Origin of the sequence: Inquilinus sp. 2KB_23 (assembly GCF_052115705.1) — a bacterium.
GTDB lineage: Bacteria > Pseudomonadota > Alphaproteobacteria > DSM-16000 > Inquilinaceae > Inquilinus > Inquilinus ginsengisoli_A.
In genome coordinates, this window is sequence record NZ_JBFRHF010000032.1 from 1 (window position 1) to 17,017 (window position 17,017).

The 17,017-nt window shown below is 70.1% G+C and carries 18 protein-coding genes and 1 riboswitch; of the genes, 7 read left to right on the top strand and 11 right to left on the bottom strand.

The features are described from left to right. The coding region (locus AB4112_RS30675; RefSeq protein WP_441725236.1) for an IS30 family transposase at nucleotides 1-395 on the top strand (395 nt) is incomplete at its 5' end. Nucleotides 396-457: 62 nt separating this feature from the next. On the opposite strand, the gene cysQ is transcribed toward AB4112_RS30675, so the two are convergent. From cysQ to AB4112_RS30695, 4 genes are all read right to left on the bottom strand, one after another. Beyond that, nucleotides 458-1,252: a 3'(2'),5'-bisphosphate nucleotidase CysQ gene (cysQ, locus tag AB4112_RS30680; RefSeq protein WP_309801619.1), complete on the bottom strand. Its 795-nt coding sequence runs from the start codon at nucleotides 1,250-1,252 to the stop codon at nucleotides 458-460. Next, nucleotides 1,249-2,622, bottom strand: a complete 1,374-nt coding sequence (locus tag AB4112_RS30685) for an aspartate aminotransferase family protein (RefSeq protein ID WP_441725239.1) — start codon at nucleotides 2,620-2,622, stop codon at nucleotides 1,249-1,251. Before AB4112_RS30685 ends, cysQ begins: the two co-directional genes overlap by 4 nt. A gap of 115 nt (nucleotides 2,623-2,737) precedes the next feature. Next, nucleotides 2,738-3,877, bottom strand: a complete 1,140-nt coding sequence (locus AB4112_RS30690) for an acyltransferase family protein (RefSeq protein ID WP_309801622.1) — start codon at nucleotides 3,875-3,877, stop codon at nucleotides 2,738-2,740. 203 nt (nucleotides 3,878-4,080) lie between these two features. After that, nucleotides 4,081-4,926 (bottom strand): MurR/RpiR family transcriptional regulator, encoded by an 846-nt coding sequence (locus AB4112_RS30695; RefSeq protein ID WP_441725242.1) that lies wholly within the window; start codon nucleotides 4,924-4,926, stop codon nucleotides 4,081-4,083. A 200-nt stretch (nucleotides 4,927-5,126) separates the two neighbouring features. On the opposite strand from AB4112_RS30695, the gene AB4112_RS30700 reads away from it, so the two are divergent. The 4 genes from AB4112_RS30700 (at nucleotide 5,127) to AB4112_RS30715 (ending at nucleotide 9,457) form a co-directional block, all read left to right on the top strand. After that, nucleotides 5,127-6,020 carry a BadF/BadG/BcrA/BcrD ATPase family protein gene (locus AB4112_RS30700; protein ID WP_309801624.1) on the top strand — a complete coding sequence of 298 codons (894 nt, stop codon included), beginning with the start codon at nucleotides 5,127-5,129 and terminating at the stop codon, nucleotides 6,018-6,020. After that, the gene (gene nagA / locus AB4112_RS30705; protein WP_309801625.1) at nucleotides 6,017-7,117 is read left to right on the top strand and encodes an N-acetylglucosamine-6-phosphate deacetylase; all 1,101 of its coding nucleotides are present in this window, start codon (nucleotides 6,017-6,019) and stop codon (nucleotides 7,115-7,117) included. The genes AB4112_RS30700 and nagA overlap by 4 nt, the downstream gene beginning before the upstream one ends. Continuing rightward, nucleotides 7,098-8,120, top strand: coding sequence for an SIS domain-containing protein (locus tag AB4112_RS30710; RefSeq protein WP_309801626.1), 1,023 nt, complete (start codon nucleotides 7,098-7,100; stop codon nucleotides 8,118-8,120). Before nagA ends, AB4112_RS30710 begins: the two co-directional genes overlap by 20 nt. A 224-nt stretch (nucleotides 8,121-8,344) precedes the next feature. Beyond that, nucleotides 8,345-9,457: a branched-chain amino acid ABC transporter substrate-binding protein gene (locus tag AB4112_RS30715; protein ID WP_441725247.1), complete on the top strand. Its 1,113-nt coding sequence runs from the start codon at nucleotides 8,345-8,347 to the stop codon at nucleotides 9,455-9,457. Nucleotides 9,458-9,513: 56 nt separating this feature from the next. Here the strand turns inward: AB4112_RS30715 and AB4112_RS30720 are convergent, their stop codons facing one another. Continuing rightward, nucleotides 9,514-10,002, bottom strand: coding sequence for a DUF3280 domain-containing protein (locus AB4112_RS30720; RefSeq protein WP_309801628.1), 489 nt, complete (start codon nucleotides 10,000-10,002; stop codon nucleotides 9,514-9,516). 143 nt (nucleotides 10,003-10,145) lie between these two features. Here AB4112_RS30720 and AB4112_RS30725 point away from each other — a divergent pair, with 143 nt between their 5' ends. After that, complete coding sequence (locus AB4112_RS30725) at nucleotides 10,146-11,192, top strand: serine hydrolase domain-containing protein (RefSeq protein ID WP_441725250.1); 1,047 nt, start codon at nucleotides 10,146-10,148, stop codon at nucleotides 11,190-11,192. A 70-nt stretch (nucleotides 11,193-11,262) separates the two neighbouring features. Here the strand turns inward: AB4112_RS30725 and rplS are convergent, their stop codons facing one another. The 6 genes from rplS to AB4112_RS30755 form a co-directional block, all read right to left on the bottom strand. Beyond that, complete coding sequence (rplS, locus tag AB4112_RS30730) at nucleotides 11,263-11,655, bottom strand: 50S ribosomal protein L19 (RefSeq protein ID WP_309801630.1); 393 nt, start codon at nucleotides 11,653-11,655, stop codon at nucleotides 11,263-11,265. Nucleotides 11,656-11,659: 4 nt separating this feature from the next. Next, a complete protein-coding gene (gene trmD / locus AB4112_RS30735; RefSeq protein WP_309801631.1) occupies nucleotides 11,660-12,475 on the bottom strand; it encodes a tRNA (guanosine(37)-N1)-methyltransferase TrmD in 816 nt (271 codons plus the stop codon). Between the two features lies 1 nt (nucleotide 12,476). After that, nucleotides 12,477-13,034 (bottom strand): ribosome maturation factor RimM, encoded by a 558-nt coding sequence (rimM, locus tag AB4112_RS30740; RefSeq protein WP_309801632.1) that lies wholly within the window; start codon nucleotides 13,032-13,034, stop codon nucleotides 12,477-12,479. Between the two features lie 163 nt (nucleotides 13,035-13,197). Beyond that, nucleotides 13,198-13,557: a 30S ribosomal protein S16 gene (gene rpsP / locus AB4112_RS30745; RefSeq protein WP_309801633.1), complete on the bottom strand. Its 360-nt coding sequence runs from the start codon at nucleotides 13,555-13,557 to the stop codon at nucleotides 13,198-13,200. A gap of 67 nt (nucleotides 13,558-13,624) precedes the next feature. Further along, nucleotides 13,625-15,022, bottom strand: a complete 1,398-nt coding sequence (gene ffh, locus AB4112_RS30750) for a signal recognition particle protein (protein ID WP_309801635.1) — start codon at nucleotides 15,020-15,022, stop codon at nucleotides 13,625-13,627. Nucleotides 15,023-15,187: 165 nt separating this feature from the next. Beyond that, nucleotides 15,188-15,769: a GNAT family N-acetyltransferase gene (locus tag AB4112_RS30755; protein ID WP_309801638.1), complete on the bottom strand. Its 582-nt coding sequence runs from the start codon at nucleotides 15,767-15,769 to the stop codon at nucleotides 15,188-15,190. 102 nt (nucleotides 15,770-15,871) lie between these two features. Continuing rightward, a riboswitch (cobalamin riboswitch) is annotated at nucleotides 15,872-16,072 on the bottom strand. Nucleotides 16,073-16,167: 95 nt separating this feature from the next. On the opposite strand from AB4112_RS30755, the gene dapF reads away from it, so the two are divergent. Then, nucleotides 16,168-17,016: a diaminopimelate epimerase gene (dapF, locus tag AB4112_RS30760; RefSeq protein ID WP_441725257.1), complete on the top strand. Its 849-nt coding sequence runs from the start codon at nucleotides 16,168-16,170 to the stop codon at nucleotides 17,014-17,016. The last annotated feature ends 1 nt before the right edge of the window (nucleotide 17,017 follow it).

A 17,017-nucleotide genomic window follows, 5' to 3' on the forward strand; every position in this document is an offset into this window, starting at 1 on the left:
GACAGCCCAGCAAAGCCGCAAGCCCTCTGGCCGATACCCTCCACGCCTTGCTGGTCGACCTGCCGCTCGCGCTGCGACTGACCATCACCTTCGACAACGGCACCGAATTCGCCCTTCACCATCGCCTGCGCGACCTGCTCGACATCCAGACCTTCTTCTGCGATCCGCACGCACCCTGGCAGAAAGGCGGCATCGAAAACGCCATCGGACGACTGCGACGAGACCTGCCAAGGCGAACCGATCTCTCCGKCCTCCAGCCCCTCGATCTCATCCGCATCGCCAGACGCTACAACCACACCCCTCGGCAATGCCTGGACTTCCGCACACCTGCCGAGGTCTTCTCCTCACTGTTGCACTTCAAATGTGAGTCCACATCCCCACTTCCGCGGGGATGACAGGAACGGTGAGGTTCGGCAAGGTCTTGCCTGTGCGGGAGTAACCCGCAAGGCGCGCGCTCTCAGGCCGCCGCGGCCCCTCGGGCGATGAAGCCGGCATTGGCGAAGCCGGGCTTGGCATAGGCCAGCGGATGCCCGGTCAGGGGATCGTCGATCCGGCCGCCGGCGGCGTGCAGCACGGCATCGGCCGCCGCGGTGTCCCATTCCATGGTCGGGCCGAAGCGGAGATAGAGATCCGCCTCCCCCGCCGCGATCAGCACGATCTTCAAGGAACTGCCGAGCACCCGTCGCTCGGCGACATGGCGGTCGGCCAGCGCCGCGTCCAGCCGGGGGTCGTCCCGGTGCGACCGGCTGGTCAGCACCACCATCCCACCCTCCGGCGGGGGACGGACGGCGATCCGTTGCGGCGCCGCATCGCCCTGTTGCTGCCACGCCTCGCCGCCGGCCGCCCAGAAGCGCCGGTCGAAGGCCGGCGCCTCGACCACGCCGAGCACCGGCACACCGTCCACGACCAGCGCGATGTTGACCGTGAACTCGCCGTTGCGGCGCAGGAATTCCTTGGTGCCGTCGACCGGGTCGACCAGCCAGAAGCACTTGGCCGTGGGCGGGACGCCCTGGGCGGCGCATTGCTCCTCGGCCACCACAGGCACGCCCGGCATCAGGGCCCGCAGCTCCGGCACGATCAGCGCCTCCGCCGCATGGTCGGCGGCGGTGACCGGGCTGCCGTCCTGCTTGCGGATGCTGGCGCCGTCGAAACCGTTGTAGATCTCGAGCACCACCTGCCCGGCGCGGCGGGCGAGGTCGACCAACGCCTCGATCGGCGGCAAGTCTGGCGGCAGGGCTTGCCTGTCGGTCATGCCGCCTCGCGCAGCGCCGACCAGCTTTCCTCCAGCGCCACGTCGAAGCGGCGCAGCATCTCCGCCACCCCGGCCTCGTCGATGATCATCGGCGGACAGAAGCCGATAAGGTCGCCCGGCATGGCCCGGGTCAGCAGGCCGTGCGCCTGGGCCCGACGGACCAGTCCGGCGCCGATGCCGCGGGCCTTGTCGAAATTGGTCCGGGAGGCCTTGTCGGCCACCAGCTCGACCCCGGCGATCAGGCCCAGGCCGCGCACCTCGCCGACCAGCGGATGATCGATGTAGCGGCGCAGCCCCTCCTGCAGCGCCGTGCCGACGCGCCGGACCCGGCCGACGATGTCCATCTCGTGGTAGATCTTCAAGGTCTCCAGCGCCACCGCCGCCGCGACCGGATGGCCGCCATAGGTGTTGCCGTGGCCGAACATGCCGTGCTTGTCGCTGCCGGCCACCAACGCCTCATAGACCGGGCCCGAGACCAGCGTCGCCGCGATCGGCAGGAACCCGGCCGACAGCTGCTTGGCCACGGTCATGATGTCAGGGCGGATGCCGAAGGTGTCGCAGCCGAACCAGTTGCCGGTGCGGCCGAAGCCGCAGATCACCTCGTCGGCGATGAACAGCACGTCGTGGCGGCGCAGCACCGCCTGCACCTTCTCGAAATAGGTCCGCGGCGGCACGATCACGCCGCCCGCGCCCATCACCGGCTCGGCGATGAAGGCGGCCACCGTCTCCGGCCCCTCGGCCTGGATCGTGGCCTCCAGCTGTTCGGCGAGGCGGGTGGCGTAATCCTCCTCGCTCTCGCCGGGTTCGGCGCCGTGGTAATGATGCGGGGTGTCGACATGCACCACGCGGCTGACCGGCAGGTCGAAGCCATCCTGGGCATAGGCCAGGCCGGTCAGGCTGCCCGACATCACGGTGACGCCGTGATAGGCCTTGCGCCGGGCGATGATCTTCTTCTTCTCCGGCCGGCCCAGCGCGTTGTTGACGTACCAGGCGATCTTGACCGCGAGGTCATTGGCCTCGGATCCGGAATTGACGAACAGGGCACGTTCCAGCGGCTTCGGCGCGATCGCCATCAGCGCCTCGGCCAGGTCGACCAGCACGTCCGGCACCTTGCCGCCGAAGGCGTGGTAGAAGGGCAACTGCCGCATCTGCCGCGACGCCGCCTCGACCAGCCGCTCCTGGTCGAAGCCGAGCCCGGCGCACCACAGCCCGGCCAAGCCTTCGATGTATTCGCGCCCCTCCTCGTCATAGACGTGGATGCCCTTGCCGCGGCTGATCACCAGCGGCCCGCTCTCGCGATGGGCGCTGAGATTGGTGTAGGGATGCAAGAGATAGGCGACGTCGCGCGCGGCGGTGGAATTGGGGATCACGGGCGGCGTCCTCCGGCTGTTCGTTGGTGTCCGCCATGGTTACCGAAAGGTAAGGCATCCGTCCCGGGCGTTTCGCGCATGGCAGGGGAAAGGCGCGGGGACGCCACGGCGGCCGCTAGGGAGGGTTGCCGCCCGGCGAGATCGCCAAATCCGTCGCCGCCGGCAGACGCGGCGACACCAGCCGCAGCGTCTCGGCAATCCGGCGGATCACAACCGCGGCCGCCGAGACGCGGCGCAACGCCGGCAGTTCCACCGCCATCCAGGACAGGTAGGCCACCGGCAGAGTGACAAGCACCATCAGTGGGAAGAGCTGCGGCCACAGCAGCCCGGGCCACAGGCTGGCCAGGATCTGGCCGAGTGGCCAGTGCCAGATATAGGTGGCATAGGACAGCTCGCCGACCCGCCCATAGCCAAGAATCCGGCCTTTCGGAACCAGTGCGAGCCAAAGCGCGCCCATGGCGCAGGCCAGGATCGAGGTCAGCTCCGCCCACGCCGTGCCCCGCACCAGCACGGTCAGGCCGCCGAACACTGTGACCAGCCAGAGGGATAGCGGAATCCAGCGGCGGTAGTGATAGAGCGCGACGCCGATCATGAAGCTGATACCGAAGCCGGCCATGGCGTCGACGGGGACGATCAGGCGCGCGTTCGTGCCGAAGGTGACGGTGAGATAGAGACCGGCAACGGCGGTCAATGTCAGCGGCAGGCGCCGCGGGTGCAGCCATCCGGCAGCCCACAGCAGCGCCAGCACAATATAGCAGAGGATCTCGTAGAGCAGCGTCCACAACGACGGATTGACCAGGATCGGGTACGGAGCGGTCTCGAACACGCCAGGCAGGTCGGGCACGAACAGCCCGCTCGCGGCCTTCGGCAAGAAGAGCCACGTGTCCAGCCGGCTGAAATAGCCAAGGACCGGCAGGTTGGTCATAAGCGGCCCGATCACGAAGACCATGATGGCGGAGAACAGCAGCAGCGGCGGGAAAATCCGCATTGCCCGGGCCGCGGCGTAAGCGCTGAGCGAGGCTCGCTTCTCCAGGCTCATCGCCACCATGATGCCGCTGAACAGGAAGAACAGCCTCAGCGCGTTCTTGCCCATCAGGATCAGTGTCGCCACGAATGCAGGATCGTACTGTTGATAATAGGGTTTCAGACCGCTGATCTCGATCGAATGGACGAAAATGATGAACAGCGCACCGATCATGCGGCACAGATGGAAGTTGTTCTGCCGCGGCTCCATCGCCTTCTGCAGTGTCCGCAAGCGGGCCTCCATGGCGTCCGGCGCCGTCGCTGCGGACGACCGGCATCGCGTCGACCCTCTTCTGCAGGCGACGTGGCCCCGCCCCGCAGCCATGCGCGTCGACATACGTGGCTGGTCGATCAAGCATCCGGCACGACACGATTGTTGATCAAGGCGGCCACAAGGCGAGGAGGACTACCCGAAGGACGGAGGGCCCGGCCGTCTCAGCCCTCATGCGTCTCGTGCCGGCGGCCGAGGGCGACGGCCAGGGTCAGGGCCAAGCAGGGAGTGGCCGACAGCGAGCGGAAGGAGTCGATCTCGCCTTCATGCACCACGAAGCAGGCATCGGCGATCGGGTAGACCGGGCTGAGGTCGCTGTCGGTGATGGCGACGATCGGCACGCCGGCGGCCCGGGCCCGGCGCGCCACCTCCTGCACATCGGGGGCATAGCTGCGGAAGGTGACGACGAACAGCGCGTCGCCGGGGCGGATCGCCCGCGCCTGCTCCGCCAGCATGCCGCCGAAATTGTCGAGCAGGTGGACCGGCCGATCGAGCTGGGCCAGCAGGTAGGACATGTAGACCGCGATCGGGAAGGACCGGCGCTGCGCCACCAGGTGGATGCAGTCCGCCTGGGCCAGGATGTCGACCGCCCGGGCGAACATCACCGGGTCGACATCGCCGCGCAGCCGCTCCAGCGCGCCGATCGATGTGTCGATGAAGGCGTTGAGCGGACCAGATTCCGTCTCCGCCTCGCCGAAGCGGGCGTCGAGGGTGCGGATGCGGACGTCGTAGCTGGGCATCCGTTCGACCAGCTGGGCCCGGAACAGCCGCTGCATCTCGGAGAAGCCATCGAAGCCCAGCGCCTGGGCGAAGCGCACCAGGGCCGAAGGCTGGACGTCGGCCCGGGCGGCGATCACCGCCACCGTCTCCAGCGCGATCACGTCGGGATGGGCCAGGGCGAATTCGGCGATGGTCTTGAGCCGCTTGCTGAGACCGGGATAACGGGCCGCGATCGCCGCCCGCAGCGCCTCGAAACTGTCCGGCGCCGCCTCGACCATGTCCGCATCCATCCCCGCCATGCGCAGCGACCCCGTTCCAAATGTTCCAACTCCTGGAACAATAATCCCGGAATCCCCGGGCGGGAAACCGCCATTCGCGATGGCCGGGCCGCCGGAGAGGTGGTATAGACCAGTCGGCGCGAGACACGAGCGGGCTGACGCGGCCGGCACGGCTTGCTAGCGTCCCGCGCCACCATCACCGGGACCAGGGCATGGCGACACGCATCCATATCGGCGTCGACGGCGGCGCGACCGGCACCAGGCTTCGCGCCGTCGATCCGGACGGCCGCATCCTCGGCGAGGGCACGGCCGGCCCGTCGAGCCTGACGCTGGGCGTCGACGCCGCCTGGGCGCAGATCCGGATCGCGCTGGCCGCCGCCGGCATCGCCGAGGCGGATCACCCCGACACCACCGTCGCCTGCGGACTGGCCGGCACCGGCCGGCCGGAGAAGCGCGCCGATTTCCGCGCCAAGGCCCCCGGTTTCGCCAGGCTGCGCCTGTGCTCCGACGCCCATGCCACGACGCTGGGCGCCCATGCCGGCCGGCCCGGCGCCGCGATCGCGCTGGGCACCGGCACGGTCGGCAGCGCCCTGTTCGCCGATGGCGGCACCCGCCAGGTCGGCGGCTGGGGCTTCCCGGTCGGCGACGAGGGCAGCGGCGCCTGGCTCGGCCTCAAGGCACTGGGCGAGGCGCTGCAGCTGCTGGATGGTCGTAATGTCGAGCCGTCAGGTGGCTCGGCCCTGCACCGGGCGATGTACGAGACCTGCGGCGCCACCGCCCCCGAGCTGCTGTCCTGGACCTACCAGGCGCCCTCGACCAAATACGCCACCCTGGCGCCGATCGTGGTGCGGCTGGCCGAGCAGGGCGACCCCGCCGCGGTCCGGCTGATGCGGGCCGCGGGGCGCGAGGTCGACCGGCTGGCCCGCGCCCTGGACCCCGACGGCGTCCTGCCCTTCTGCGCCGGCGGCAGTCTGGCGGCACCGCTGCGCCCCTACATGGACCCGGCGATCACGGCCCGGCTGCGCCCGCCGCAGGGCGACGCCCGCGACGGCGCGGTGCTGCTGGCCCGGTCCCTGGCCCCCGGCGAAGCCTGGAGCGACGCATGAGCAAGATCCTGGAAGGCCGCATCCTGACGCCCGACGGCTGGGTCGCCGGCCGGCTGCATTTCGACACCCATATCCGCAGCGTCGAGCCGGTTCCGGGGCTCGAAGGCCCGCTGGTGATCCCGGGCTTCATCGACCTGCACTGCCATGGCGGCGGCGGCGGCGACGCGATGGAGGGCGAGGAGTCGGTCCGCACCCTGGCCCGCACCCATGCCCGGCACGGCACCACTGCGCTGCTGGCCACCACCATGACCTCCCCGGTCGAGGAGATCGGGCCGGCGCTGGACGGCGCCAGCCGGGTCGTCGCCGGCCGACGCCCGAACGAGGCGCGGGTGCTGGGCGTGCATCTGGAAGGCCCCTTCATCAGCCCCGACCGGCTGGGCGCCCAGCCGCCCTATGCCATCCCGGCCGACCTCGCCCTGATGGCCCAGTTCTGCGACCGCGCCGACATCCGGGTCATCACCTGGGCGCCGGAGGCCGACCCCGACGGCAGCCTGCAGGCCTTCCTGGCGGCGCGCGACATCCGGGTGCAGCTGGGCCATTCCTCCTGCGACTACGAGACCGCGGCCGAGGCCTTCGCCCGCGGCGTCGACGGCGTCACCCACATGTTCAACGCCATGACCGGGCTGCACCACCGGGCGCCAGGCATCGTCGGCGCCGCCTTGGCCCATGCCGAGCATGCCGAGCTGATCCCCGACCTGCTGCATGTCCATCCCGGCGCGATCCGGGCCGCGCTGCGGGCGATCCCGTCGCTGTACGCCGTCACTGACGCCACCGCCGCCTCCGGCATGCCGGACGGCGACTACCGGCTGGGCCGCTACACCGTGCGCAAATGCGGCAACGGCGTGCGGCTGGACGACGGCACCCTGGCCGGCAGCTGCCTGACCATGGACCAGGCCTTCGCCAACCTGGTCTCGATCGGCCTGGCGCCGGAGGAGGCGTCGCGCCGCACCGCCACGCTGGCCGCAGACTATCTCGGCCTGGCCGACCGCGGCCGCCTGACGCCCGGCGCCTGGGCGGACATCGTTGTTCTCGACGCCGATCTGAAGATCCGCAGCGTCCATGTCGAAGGAGAGTCCATTGACCTCGATCATGCTTGAGGAGGCGCGCGAGGCGCCCGCCCGCATCGCCGAGCTGCTCGCGGCCGACGGCGACCTCTATCGCGACCTGGCCGTCCGGCTGCGCGCCACCCGGCCGCGCTTCGGCGTCACCATCGCACGTGGCAGCTCCGACCACGCCGCCACCTATGCCGCCTACCTGCTCGGCAGCCGGCTCGGCGTCGTCACCGCCTCGCTGCCGCCCTCGCTCGAGACGCTGGGGCACAGCGACCTGGACCTGAAGGGCAGCGTTGCCATCGCCGTGTCGCAGTCCGGCCGCAGCCCCGATCTGGTGACGCCGCTGCGCCGCGCCCGCGAGCGCGGGGCGCTGACCATCGCGATCCTGAATTCGACCGACAGCCCGGCGGCCCAGGCCGCCGAGATCGTGCTGGACCAGCATGCCGGGCATGAACGGGCGGTGGCCGCAACCAAATCCTACATCGCCAGCCTGGTGGCGGCCGCGCGGCTGGTCGCCGAATGGGCCGAGGATGCCGAGTTGAAGGCCGCGCTGCAGCGGCTGCCCGAGGCGCTGGAAGCGGCGACGCGCTGCGACTGGTCGGCTGCGGTCGAGACCCTGGTCAAGGCCGACCGGATGATGGTGGCGGGGCGCGGCCTGAACCTGGGCGTCGCCCAGGAGAGCGCGCTGAAGTTCAAGGAGACCTGCATCCTGCAGGCCGAGGCGATGAGCGCGGCCGAGATCATGCACGGACCGAAGGCGCTGGTCGAAGCCGGCTACCCCGTGCTGGCCTATGCCCCCAACGACGGCGGGCGGGACAGCGTGCTGAAGATGGCGGCGGAGTTCCGCGGCCTCGGCGCCAACGTGCTGCTGGCCGGCGCGCCGGGGGTCGAGGGCGCCACCCTGCCGCTGCCGCCGCCGCTGCACCCGGCGCTGGACCCGATCCTGGCGATCGGCGCGTTCTATCCCTTCGTCGCCAGCCTGTCGGTGGCCCGCGGCCTGTCGCCCGACGCGCCGCGCAACCTGAGCAAGGTGACCGAGACGGTCTGACCCACCGATTCGGCCCGGATCCCGCTGATCATCCCGGACGGCCCACCAGGGCCGATCCGGGATATTTTTTGGCCCCGCCGCCCCGCCGGCGGATGGGAAACGAAGCGGAACGGGGCGAAAATCCGGCTTTGTAACAAAGTGATTCACGCCGGACCCGCAATCGCTTTACCTTCTGCCCAAAGCGCGGGCATCCGGCCCGCCGATATCGAAGTGGGGAGATTCGCATGAGCAGAGTCCGCAGCGGGACGTTCGCCTCGATTCTGGCGCTGGCCACGATCCTTGGCGGCTCGGCCGCCTGGGCCGATGTGACCATCGGCGCCGGCTTCGTGCTGAGCGGCGGCAATGCGCCCTATGGCCTGCAGGAGCGCCGTGGCGTCGAAGCCGCGGTCGAGGCGATCAACGCCGCCGGCGGGGTCAACGGCGAGAAGATCAAGGTGGTGTTCGGCGACGATGCCGGCGACCCGCGCCAGGCGGTGCAGGTGGCCAACCAGATGGTCAACGACAAGGTGGCGGCCGTGATCGGCCACACGCTGTCGGGTTCGACCGTCGCCGCCGCCGCGGTCTATGACGAGGAAGGCGTGATCATGATCACGCCGTCGGCCACCGCCGTGGACCTGACCGAGAAGGGCTACAAGACGGTGTTCCGCACCGTCGTCCGCGACGACCAGCAGGGCAACGTGGCCGGCGCCTACATCGCCGCGCACTTCAAGGACAAGAAGATCGCCTTCGTCCAGGATGCGACCACCTACGGCAAGGGCCTGGCCGACGCCACCAAGGCGGCGGTCAACGCCGCCGGGGTCAAGGAAGCGGCCTATGAGACAATCACGCCGGGCGAGCTCGACTACTCCGCGACCATCTCGAAGCTGAAGGCCGGCAATATCGACGTCGTCTATTACGGCGGCCTGTACAACGAGGCCGGGCTGCTGCTGCGGCAGATGCGCGACCAGGGGCTGAAGGCGCAGTTCATCTCCGGCGACGGCCTCTACGCCCAGGATTTCTGGTCGATCGTCGGCCCGGCCGGCGAGGGCGTGCTGCTCACCGTCGACCAGCTGCCGGAGAACAACCCGGCGGCCAAGGACGTGGTCGCATCGCTGAAGGCCAAAAACATCGACCCGGCCGGCTACACCCTCTACGCCTACGCCGCGGTCCAGGTCTGGGCCGAGGCGGCGAAGAAGGCCGGCTCGACCGACCCCGCGAAGGTTGCGGCCGCGATGCATGACGGCAGCAGCTACAAGACCGTGATCGGCGACATCGCCTATGACGCGAAGGGCGACCGCATCAAATCCGACTACTCCCTGTTCCGCCGCGTCGGCACGGCCTTCGAGCCGGCGAAGTAAGCAGCAGTCTCGATCGCTGCGGAGACCCAGGGGCCGGCCTTGTGCCGGCCCCTTTTCTACGGCTTCTGCCGCAGCAGCCGTTCGTCGACCAGGAAGTCGACGCCGCGCAGCCATGCCGTGTCTGTGTCGCCTCGAATCTGGCCCTGGACATGGGCCACGTACTGCCCACTGCGCAGGTCGGCAATCCGGAGATCCATCGTCGAGATCAGGGTGGAGACCTTGTGCACCGTGGGCAGCACCGCCAGCTCCGCCCCGCTTTTCCGCGCCACATCCAGCCAGCAGCCGCCGCAGCCGTATCGCGGCGCGGTCGCCGCGACCTCGGCGGCGAGAGGCGCGAGGTCGACCGGACGATAGCGGCCGGACTGCTCCAGCTTGCGGGCCAACTGCGCGGTGGCCAGTGCGATACGCGCGCCGTGATCGGGCGACGCCGCCTCGCCGCTGGTGTCGGCCAGCTCGAACGGGAACACCGCCACGGTCGCCGGCGTCTGCGCCCCGGCCGGCCCGGCGGCCAGGACGACGATCAGCAGCAGCCACCGCAGCACCATCCCCCGGCCCTCCGCCTTTGCGACCGGACCAGCCTAGGCCGCGGCTGCTGTGTCGGAAACGCGACTTACGGACGAGGCGCAGCCTTTACGCCACGCCGCGCCCGCCTTACATCGGCGTGATGCCGCCCTCCCCCAGATCGCTTTTGCTCGCCCTCGCCGCCGGCTTGGCCCTGGCCGCGGCGGGCCCGGCCGCGGCCCAGTCCGCCTCCGCGCCGACGCCGAAGGAGGCCAGCCCCGGCCTCGACCCCACCCTGCTGGGCTCGGTGCTGCAGCGGGCGGCGGCGCTGCCGCGGCTGCATGCGCTGATCATCGCCCATGACGGGGTGACGGTGGTCGAGCGCGCCTTCCACGGGCCGGGGCTGGACCAGCCGGTCAACATCAAGTCGGCTTCGAAGACGATGATGTCGGCGCTGGTCGGGATCGCCATCGAGCACCGCGTCTTCACCGGCGTCGACCAGCCGATCGCCCCGATCTTCGCCGGCTTCCTGCCGCCCACGCCGGATCCGCTGCTGGGCCGGATCACCATCGACCATCTGCTGTCGATGCGGGCCGGGCTGGACCGCACCTCCGGTCCCAACTACAGCCGCTGGACGCAAAGCGCGGACTGGGTGCGCTACATCCTGGCCCAGCCCTTCGTCGACCAGCCCGGCGGGGGCATGCTGTATTCGACCGGCGACACCCACCTGCTGTCGGCGGCACTGACCCGGGTCACCGGCCGCAGCACCCTGGCGCTGATGCGCGACTGGCTGGGCGGCCCGCTGGGCATCGCCATCCCGGCCTGGCCGCGCGACCCCCAGGGCATCTATGTCGGCGGCAACGACATGCGGCTGTCGCCCCGCGCCCTGCTGCGCCTGGGCGAGCTGTACCGGCATGACGGCATGGTCGGCGGCCGCCGGGTGCTGCCGCAGGGCTGGGTGCAGGCTTCGTGGACGCCCCGCACCCGGTCGCCCCACACCGGCCATGCCTATGGCTATGGCTGGTTCATCACCGCGGCGCGCGGCCATCCGGTCTATTACGCCTGGGGCTTCGGCGGCCAGATGCTCTATGTCGTGCCCGATCTGGGCCTGACCGTGGTCATGACCTCGAACCCGGCGGCGCCGTCGAACGACGGCTACGTCCAGGACCTGCACGGGCTGCTGGCCGACGGTATCGTGGCGGCGGCGGAAGCGGCCGGGAAGCCGGCGATCTAGGCTGGTACCGGACAACGAAAAAGGGCCGATGCAATGCACCGGCCCTTCGAAACCTTGCCGAGGATGAGGCTTACGCCTTTTCCTTGCCCTGCTCCTGGGGCTTGTTGTCGCGACGCTCGGTGATGCGGGCGGCCTTGCCGCGGCGGTCACGGAGGTAATAGAGCTTGGCGCGGCGGACGGCACCGCGACGCACGACCTCGATCGAGTCGATGCGCGGGCTGTACAGCGGGAAGACGCGCTCGACGCCCTCGCCATAGCTGATCTTGCGCACGGTGAAGTGGCTGTTCAGGCCGGCGTTCTTGCGGCCGATGCAAACGCCCTCATAGGCCTGCACGCGCTCGCGCGTGCCTTCGATGACCTTGACGTTGACCTTGACCGTGTCGCCGGGCTGGAAGTCCGGGACCTTGCGGTCGGCGGTGAGCTTCTCGATCTGCTCCTGCTCGATCGTCTGGATGATGTTCATGGCTCTAGTCCTTCTTGTTCATTGGTGTCGCTTCGCCAATCGCTTGGCGATCTCGGCCCGGGCGCTTTCGGACGTGGCTCCCGCCGCCCTGCTCCCTCTCGGGATGCGCGGCGAGGTATCGCTGCCAGAGGTCCGGGCGTCGCTCCCGGGTGATGCTTTCCGCCTGGTCCAGGCGCCAGCGCCGCACCTTGCCGTGATCGCCGGAGACCAGGATCTCCGGCACCGCGCGCGGTGCGCCGTCAACGCCTGTCCACAGGGCCGGCCGGGTATAGTGCGGATACTCCAGGAGCCCCGCCCCGAACTCGTCCCCGAAACTCTCCTCCCCGGCGCTGTCCGCGTTGCCCATGACGCCGGGGAGCAAGCGCACCACGGCATCGATCAGGGCCAGCGCGGCGACTTCGCCGCCGGACAGGATGAAATCGCCCAGGCTGACCTCCTCCGCGCCTTGCGCGTCGAGAAGCCGCTGGTCGACCCCTTCGTAGCGGCCGCAGAGCAGGACGATCGCCTGTTCCGCCGCCAACTCCCGCACCAGCGCCTGATCCAGCAGCCGGCCGCGGGGGCTCAGATAGATCAACCGCTCCCCCGGCCGCCGCACCGCCTGGATGGCGGTGTCGAGAACCTGGGGAAGCATGACCATGCCGGCGCCGCCCCCGAAGGGGGCGTCGTCGACCGAGCGGTGCTTATCGCGCGCGAAACCGCGAATGTCCACCGATTCCAGCGCCCAGTCGCCCCGCGCCAGCGCTTTTCCGGCCAGGGACTGGCCGAGCGGCCCCGGAAACATCTCCGGGAACAGCGTCAGGATGCGGGCGGTCCAGGCCATCTCAGACCTGGTCGTCCGGGCCGGGTTCGCCTGCCGGCGGCGGCTCCGCCGGTTCCAGCAGCCCGACCGGCGGGTCGATCACCACGCGGCGGCCGGCGATGTCGACCACCGGCACCACCGCCAGGGTGAACGGCACCATGATGGTGCCGCCCTCGGCCCGCGCGACCTCCAGGAACTCCCCGGCGCCGAAGTCGAAGACGGCGCGGATCGTGCCGAAGCGCGACCCGTCGGCGAGTTCCATCGTCAGGCCGATCAGGTCGGCATGGTAGAACTCGTCCTCCTCCGGCTCCGGCAGGGCGGCGCGGTCGACATAGAGCCGCACGCCGCGCAAGGCATGGGCCGCGTCGCGGTCGGCCACGCCGTCGATGCGCGCGATCCAATGGTCCTTGGCCCAGGACAGCAGATGCAGCGCGAAGCGGCGCGAGCCGGCCTCGTCCGAGACCGGGCCGTAGGCGGTCAGGTCATCCGGCGCGGCGGTGAAGGGCTTGACCTTCACCATGCCGCGGACGCCGTGCGCCCCGGTGATCTGGCCGACGCAGACCTTGGCAGGTTGGGACATCGCGGAGGCTCCGATTGCGGTCCTCCCCCGCCCTTCCACTCCTGTCATGCCACGGCTTGACCGTGGCATCCAGGGGCAGCAAGAGCTGCTTTTGGTGGCCCCTGGATTGCCCGGTCAAGCCGGGCAATGACAATGAAAGAACGAAGGGGAGAAGGCGCTCGGATCAGCCCTCGGCCGGAACGGCAGCGGCGGCGTCGGCAGCGGCCTTGGCGCGCTCCTGGGCCTTCGCCTTCGGGGCGGACTTGGACGGGGTCTCGCGCCAGGTCGGCATCGGCGCCAGCTCGGCCTGGCCGAGGAACTTGGCGACGCGCTCGGTCGGCAGGGCGCCGACCGACAGCCAATGCTTGATGCGCTCGGCCTTCAGCACCAGACGCTCCGGATGATCCTTCTCGAGCATCGGGTTGTAGGTGCCGACCTTCTCGATGAAGCGGCCGTCGCGCGGGCTGCGCGTGTCGGCGATGACGATCGAGTAGAACGGGCGCTTCTTGGCGCCGCCACGGGTCAGGCGGATCTTGACGGACATTACGGTACTCTCCTCAGGGTCAATCTATCGTTTTGCACGGGGGTGGCCGGACGAAGTGCGGCCGCCCCTACATCTTGAAGCCGGGCGGCAGCATGCCTGGCGGCAGCTTGGGCATGCCGCGCATCATCCCGGCCTTCCCCAGCTTCTTCATCCGCTTCATCATGTCCGCCATCTGCTGATGCTGTTTCAGCAGCTTGTTGACATCCTGCACCGTGCTGCCGGAGCCGGCGGCGATGCGGATCTTGCGCTTGGCGTGGATGATCTTGGGGTTGCGGCGCTCGACCGGCGTCATCGACGAGATGATCGCCTCCTGCCGCTTGATCATCTTGTCGTCCAGGCCGGCGGTCTTCATCTGGTCCTTGATCTTGCCGACCCCGGGCAGCATGCCCATCAGGCCCTGCAAGCCGCCCATCTTGCGCATCTGGCGCAGCTGGGAGGCGAGGTCCTCGAGATCGAACTCGCCCTTCTGGATCTTAGCGGCGAGCTTCTCGGCGTCTTCCTTCTCGATCGTCTGCGACGCCCGCTCGACCAGGCTGACGACGTCGCCCATGCCGAGGATGCGGTTGGCGATGCGGTCGGGATGGAACAGCTCAAGCGCGTCCATCTTCTCGCCCGTGCCGATCAGCTTGATCGGCTGGCCGGTGACGGCGCGCATCGACAGGGCGGCGCCGCCGCGGCTGTCGCCGTCGACCCGGGTCAGGACGATGCCGGTGACGCCGACCCGCTCATGGAAGGTGCGGGCGACGTTGACCGCGTCCTGTCCGGTCATGGCGTCGGCCACCAGCAGGGTCTCGGTCGGCTTGGTGGCGTCGCGGATGGCGACCACCTCAGCCATCAGCTCCTCGTCGATGGCGAGGCGGCCGGCAGTGTCGAGCAGGACGACGTCGAAGCCTTCGAGGCGGCCGCGCTCCAGCGCGCGGCGGGCGATGGCCAGCGGCTCCTGCCCCGGCACGATCGGCAGGGTGGTGACGCCGATCTGCTCGCCGAGGATCTTCAGCTGCTCCTGCGCCGCCGGGCGCCGGGTGTCCAGCGACGCCATCAGGACCTTGCGGTTGTCGCGGTCCTTCAGGCGCAGGGCCAGCTTGCCGGTGGTGGTGGTCTTGCCCGAGCCCTGCAGGCCGACCATCAGCACCGGCACCGGCGGCACGGCGATCAGGTTGATCGGGGTCGGGGCGTTGATGTCGGGCATCTCGCCGGGCGTGCCGCCCAGCATCTCGATCAGGCAGTCATGGACGATCTTGATGACCTGCTGGCCCGGCGTGACCGACCGCAGCACCTCATGACCGACCGCGCGCTCGCGCGCCTTGTCGATGAAGTCCTTGACCACCGGCAGGGCGACGTCGGCCTCGAGCAGCGCCACGCGCACCTCGCGCAGGGCGGCGCCGACATCGGCCTCCGACAGCGCGCCGCGCTTGCGAAGCCGGTCGAAGATGTCGCCGAGACGGCCGCTCAGTCCTTCGAACATGATCGCCCTTACGAATCCCGCGATCCCAAACGGAAAAACGCCAGTGCGCGACACTCGCGAACTGGCGGCACCCCTTGGGGTCTCGCTGCGGGCCAATCCCGCAACGGTGGGTCTTTTAGGCGGGGGACGCGCCGGAGTCAACCAAAGCGGCCAGCGACCCCTTCCCTACCGCTGCCCGTCGTCCCGGCGCAGCACCAGGATGAAGCCGTCCTCGCCCGGCAGGCCGCGGCCGGCCTCGGAAGGGACGGCGCCCTCGACCGGCACCGGGTCGACGCGGTCGAGGAACGCCTCCATCGCCGCCACCGACCAGTTCCAGATCGTCTTGTCCCGCGGCACCGCGCCGATCGCGTCGTAGAAGCGGCGCGCGCCGTGGTTGACGGGATCCATCTCCCAGCGCACCCGCATGTCCTGGGACACGCCCTTGTCGGCCAGCGCCCGCATCAACTGCCGGCCGACGCCCTGGCTGCGCGCCCGCTCGCGGACATAGACGTCGTCGACGCGGATGAAGTCGCCGCCCGCCCAGATCGAATAGTCGATGGTGTAGCTGAGATAGCCGACCACGCCGCTGCCATCCTCGGCGATCAGGCCGCGAAAGCGCGGCGGCACCTCGGCCAGCGCCTCGTCGAGATCGGCGCGCTGCGCCGTGATCGCCGCGGACTGGCCGGTGTGGGCCGCCAGCTCGCGCAGCATGTCGAGCAGCATCGGCACATCCGCGGCCACCAGCGGCCGCACGCTCAGGTCGCACATCACAGAGCCTCTCCCACCTTCCCAAGGGGTTCGGGAGGGGCCGGGGCATGGGCGGACCTCGCCCTGACGCCGGCTCGCCGCCCGGGGACACCCCGCCCGGTCACACGCAATCCTTCGACGGCAGGTCTCCTGGCTCGCGGGTCGCCGCCTCGCACCCCCTTCCCGGACCGGCTCCGGTGGCTTCGGGTACAGACTCGCCGCCTACAGTTGCGGGGGCAGCGCCGGCATGACCCCAAATTGGGGAGTGACCGGCTTCCCTTTTTCACCCCGGTCTCCCGGGGCACCGTCGGCCGCCATGCTACCCGGCGGCCCCCGCCCTGTCGATCACGCAGGCCTTAGGCCTCGCACCCATGGCCGCGATGATGCCATATGGAGGGGGAGAGACTTGGGAGTGGGCGATGGACGGGCTGCCGTTCTGGAAGATGCATGGGCTGGGCAACGACTTCGTGGTGCTGGACGCGCGCGAGCGGCCGATCACGATCCATCCCGACCAGGCCCGCCGCATCGCCAACCGGCACCGCGGCGTCGGCTTCGACCAGCTGCTGGTGATCGAGCCGACGCAGACGCCGGGCGCCGATGTGTTCATGCGCATCCTGAACGCCGACGGCACCGAATCCGGTGCCTGCGGCAACGGCACGCGCTGCGTCGCCGCGCTGGTCATGGCCGACACCGGCGCCGAGACGCTGGCGGTCGAGACCCGCGCCGGCCTGCTGGAATGCCGCACGGCACCCGGCGGCGTCACCGTCGACATGGGCCCGGCCCGGCTGGGCTGGCAGGACATCCCGCTGGCGCATGAGGCCGACACGCTGCATTTGCCGGTGTCGTCCGGCGCGCTGTCGGACCCGGTGGGCGTGTCGATGGGCAACCCGCACGCCATCTTCTTCGTGCCCGACGCCGAGGCGGTGCAGATCGACGGCGTCGGCCCGGTGCTGGAGCACGACCCGCTGTTCCCCGAGCGCGCCAATATCGGCGTGGTCCAGGTGCTGGGCCCCGACCGGCTGCGCTACCGGGTGTGGGAGCGCGGGGTCGGCGTCACCCAGGCCTGCGGCAGCGGCGCCTGCGCCGGCGCCGTCGCCGCCATCCGCCGCGGCCTGGCGGACCGCACCGTCTTTGTGGTGCTGGACGGCGGCGACCTGCTGATCGAGTGGCGCGAGAGCGACGGCCATGTGCTGATGACCGGCCCGGCCGAGACCAGCTTCGCCGGCATCCTGTCGCGCGACCTGCTGGACGCACCGAAAGACGCGTAGC

Excerpts from the sequence above, each read along its gene's own strand:
- cysQ (WP_309801619.1), bottom strand. The coding sequence starts at position 1,252 with ATGACCGACAGGCAAGCCCTGCCGCCAGACTTGCCGCCGATCGAGGCG.
- AB4112_RS30695 (WP_441725242.1), bottom strand. The coding sequence starts at position 4,926 with ATGGATGCGGACATGGTCGAGGCGGCGCCGGACAGTTTCGAGGCGCTG.
- AB4112_RS30700 (WP_309801624.1), top strand. The coding sequence starts at position 5,127 with ATGGCGACACGCATCCATATCGGCGTCGACGGCGGCGCGACCGGCACC.
- nagA (WP_309801625.1), top strand. The coding sequence starts at position 6,017 with ATGAGCAAGATCCTGGAAGGCCGCATCCTGACGCCCGACGGCTGGGTC.
- AB4112_RS30715 (WP_441725247.1), top strand. The coding sequence starts at position 8,345 with ATGAGCAGAGTCCGCAGCGGGACGTTCGCCTCGATTCTGGCGCTGGCC.
- AB4112_RS30720 (WP_309801628.1), bottom strand. The coding sequence starts at position 10,002 with ATGGTGCTGCGGTGGCTGCTGCTGATCGTCGTCCTGGCCGCCGGGCCG.
- rplS (WP_309801630.1), bottom strand. The coding sequence starts at position 11,655 with ATGAACATCATCCAGACGATCGAGCAGGAGCAGATCGAGAAGCTCACC.
- trmD (WP_309801631.1), bottom strand. The coding sequence starts at position 12,475 with ATGGCCTGGACCGCCCGCATCCTGACGCTGTTCCCGGAGATGTTTCCG.
- rimM (WP_309801632.1), bottom strand. The coding sequence starts at position 13,034 with ATGTCCCAACCTGCCAAGGTCTGCGTCGGCCAGATCACCGGGGCGCAC.
- rpsP (WP_309801633.1), bottom strand. The coding sequence starts at position 13,557 with ATGTCCGTCAAGATCCGCCTGACCCGTGGCGGCGCCAAGAAGCGCCCG.
- ffh (WP_309801635.1), bottom strand. The coding sequence starts at position 15,022 with ATGTTCGAAGGACTGAGCGGCCGTCTCGGCGACATCTTCGACCGGCTT.
- AB4112_RS30755 (WP_309801638.1), bottom strand. The coding sequence starts at position 15,769 with ATGTGCGACCTGAGCGTGCGGCCGCTGGTGGCCGCGGATGTGCCGATG.
- dapF (WP_441725257.1), top strand. The coding sequence starts at position 16,168 with ATGGACGGGCTGCCGTTCTGGAAGATGCATGGGCTGGGCAACGACTTC.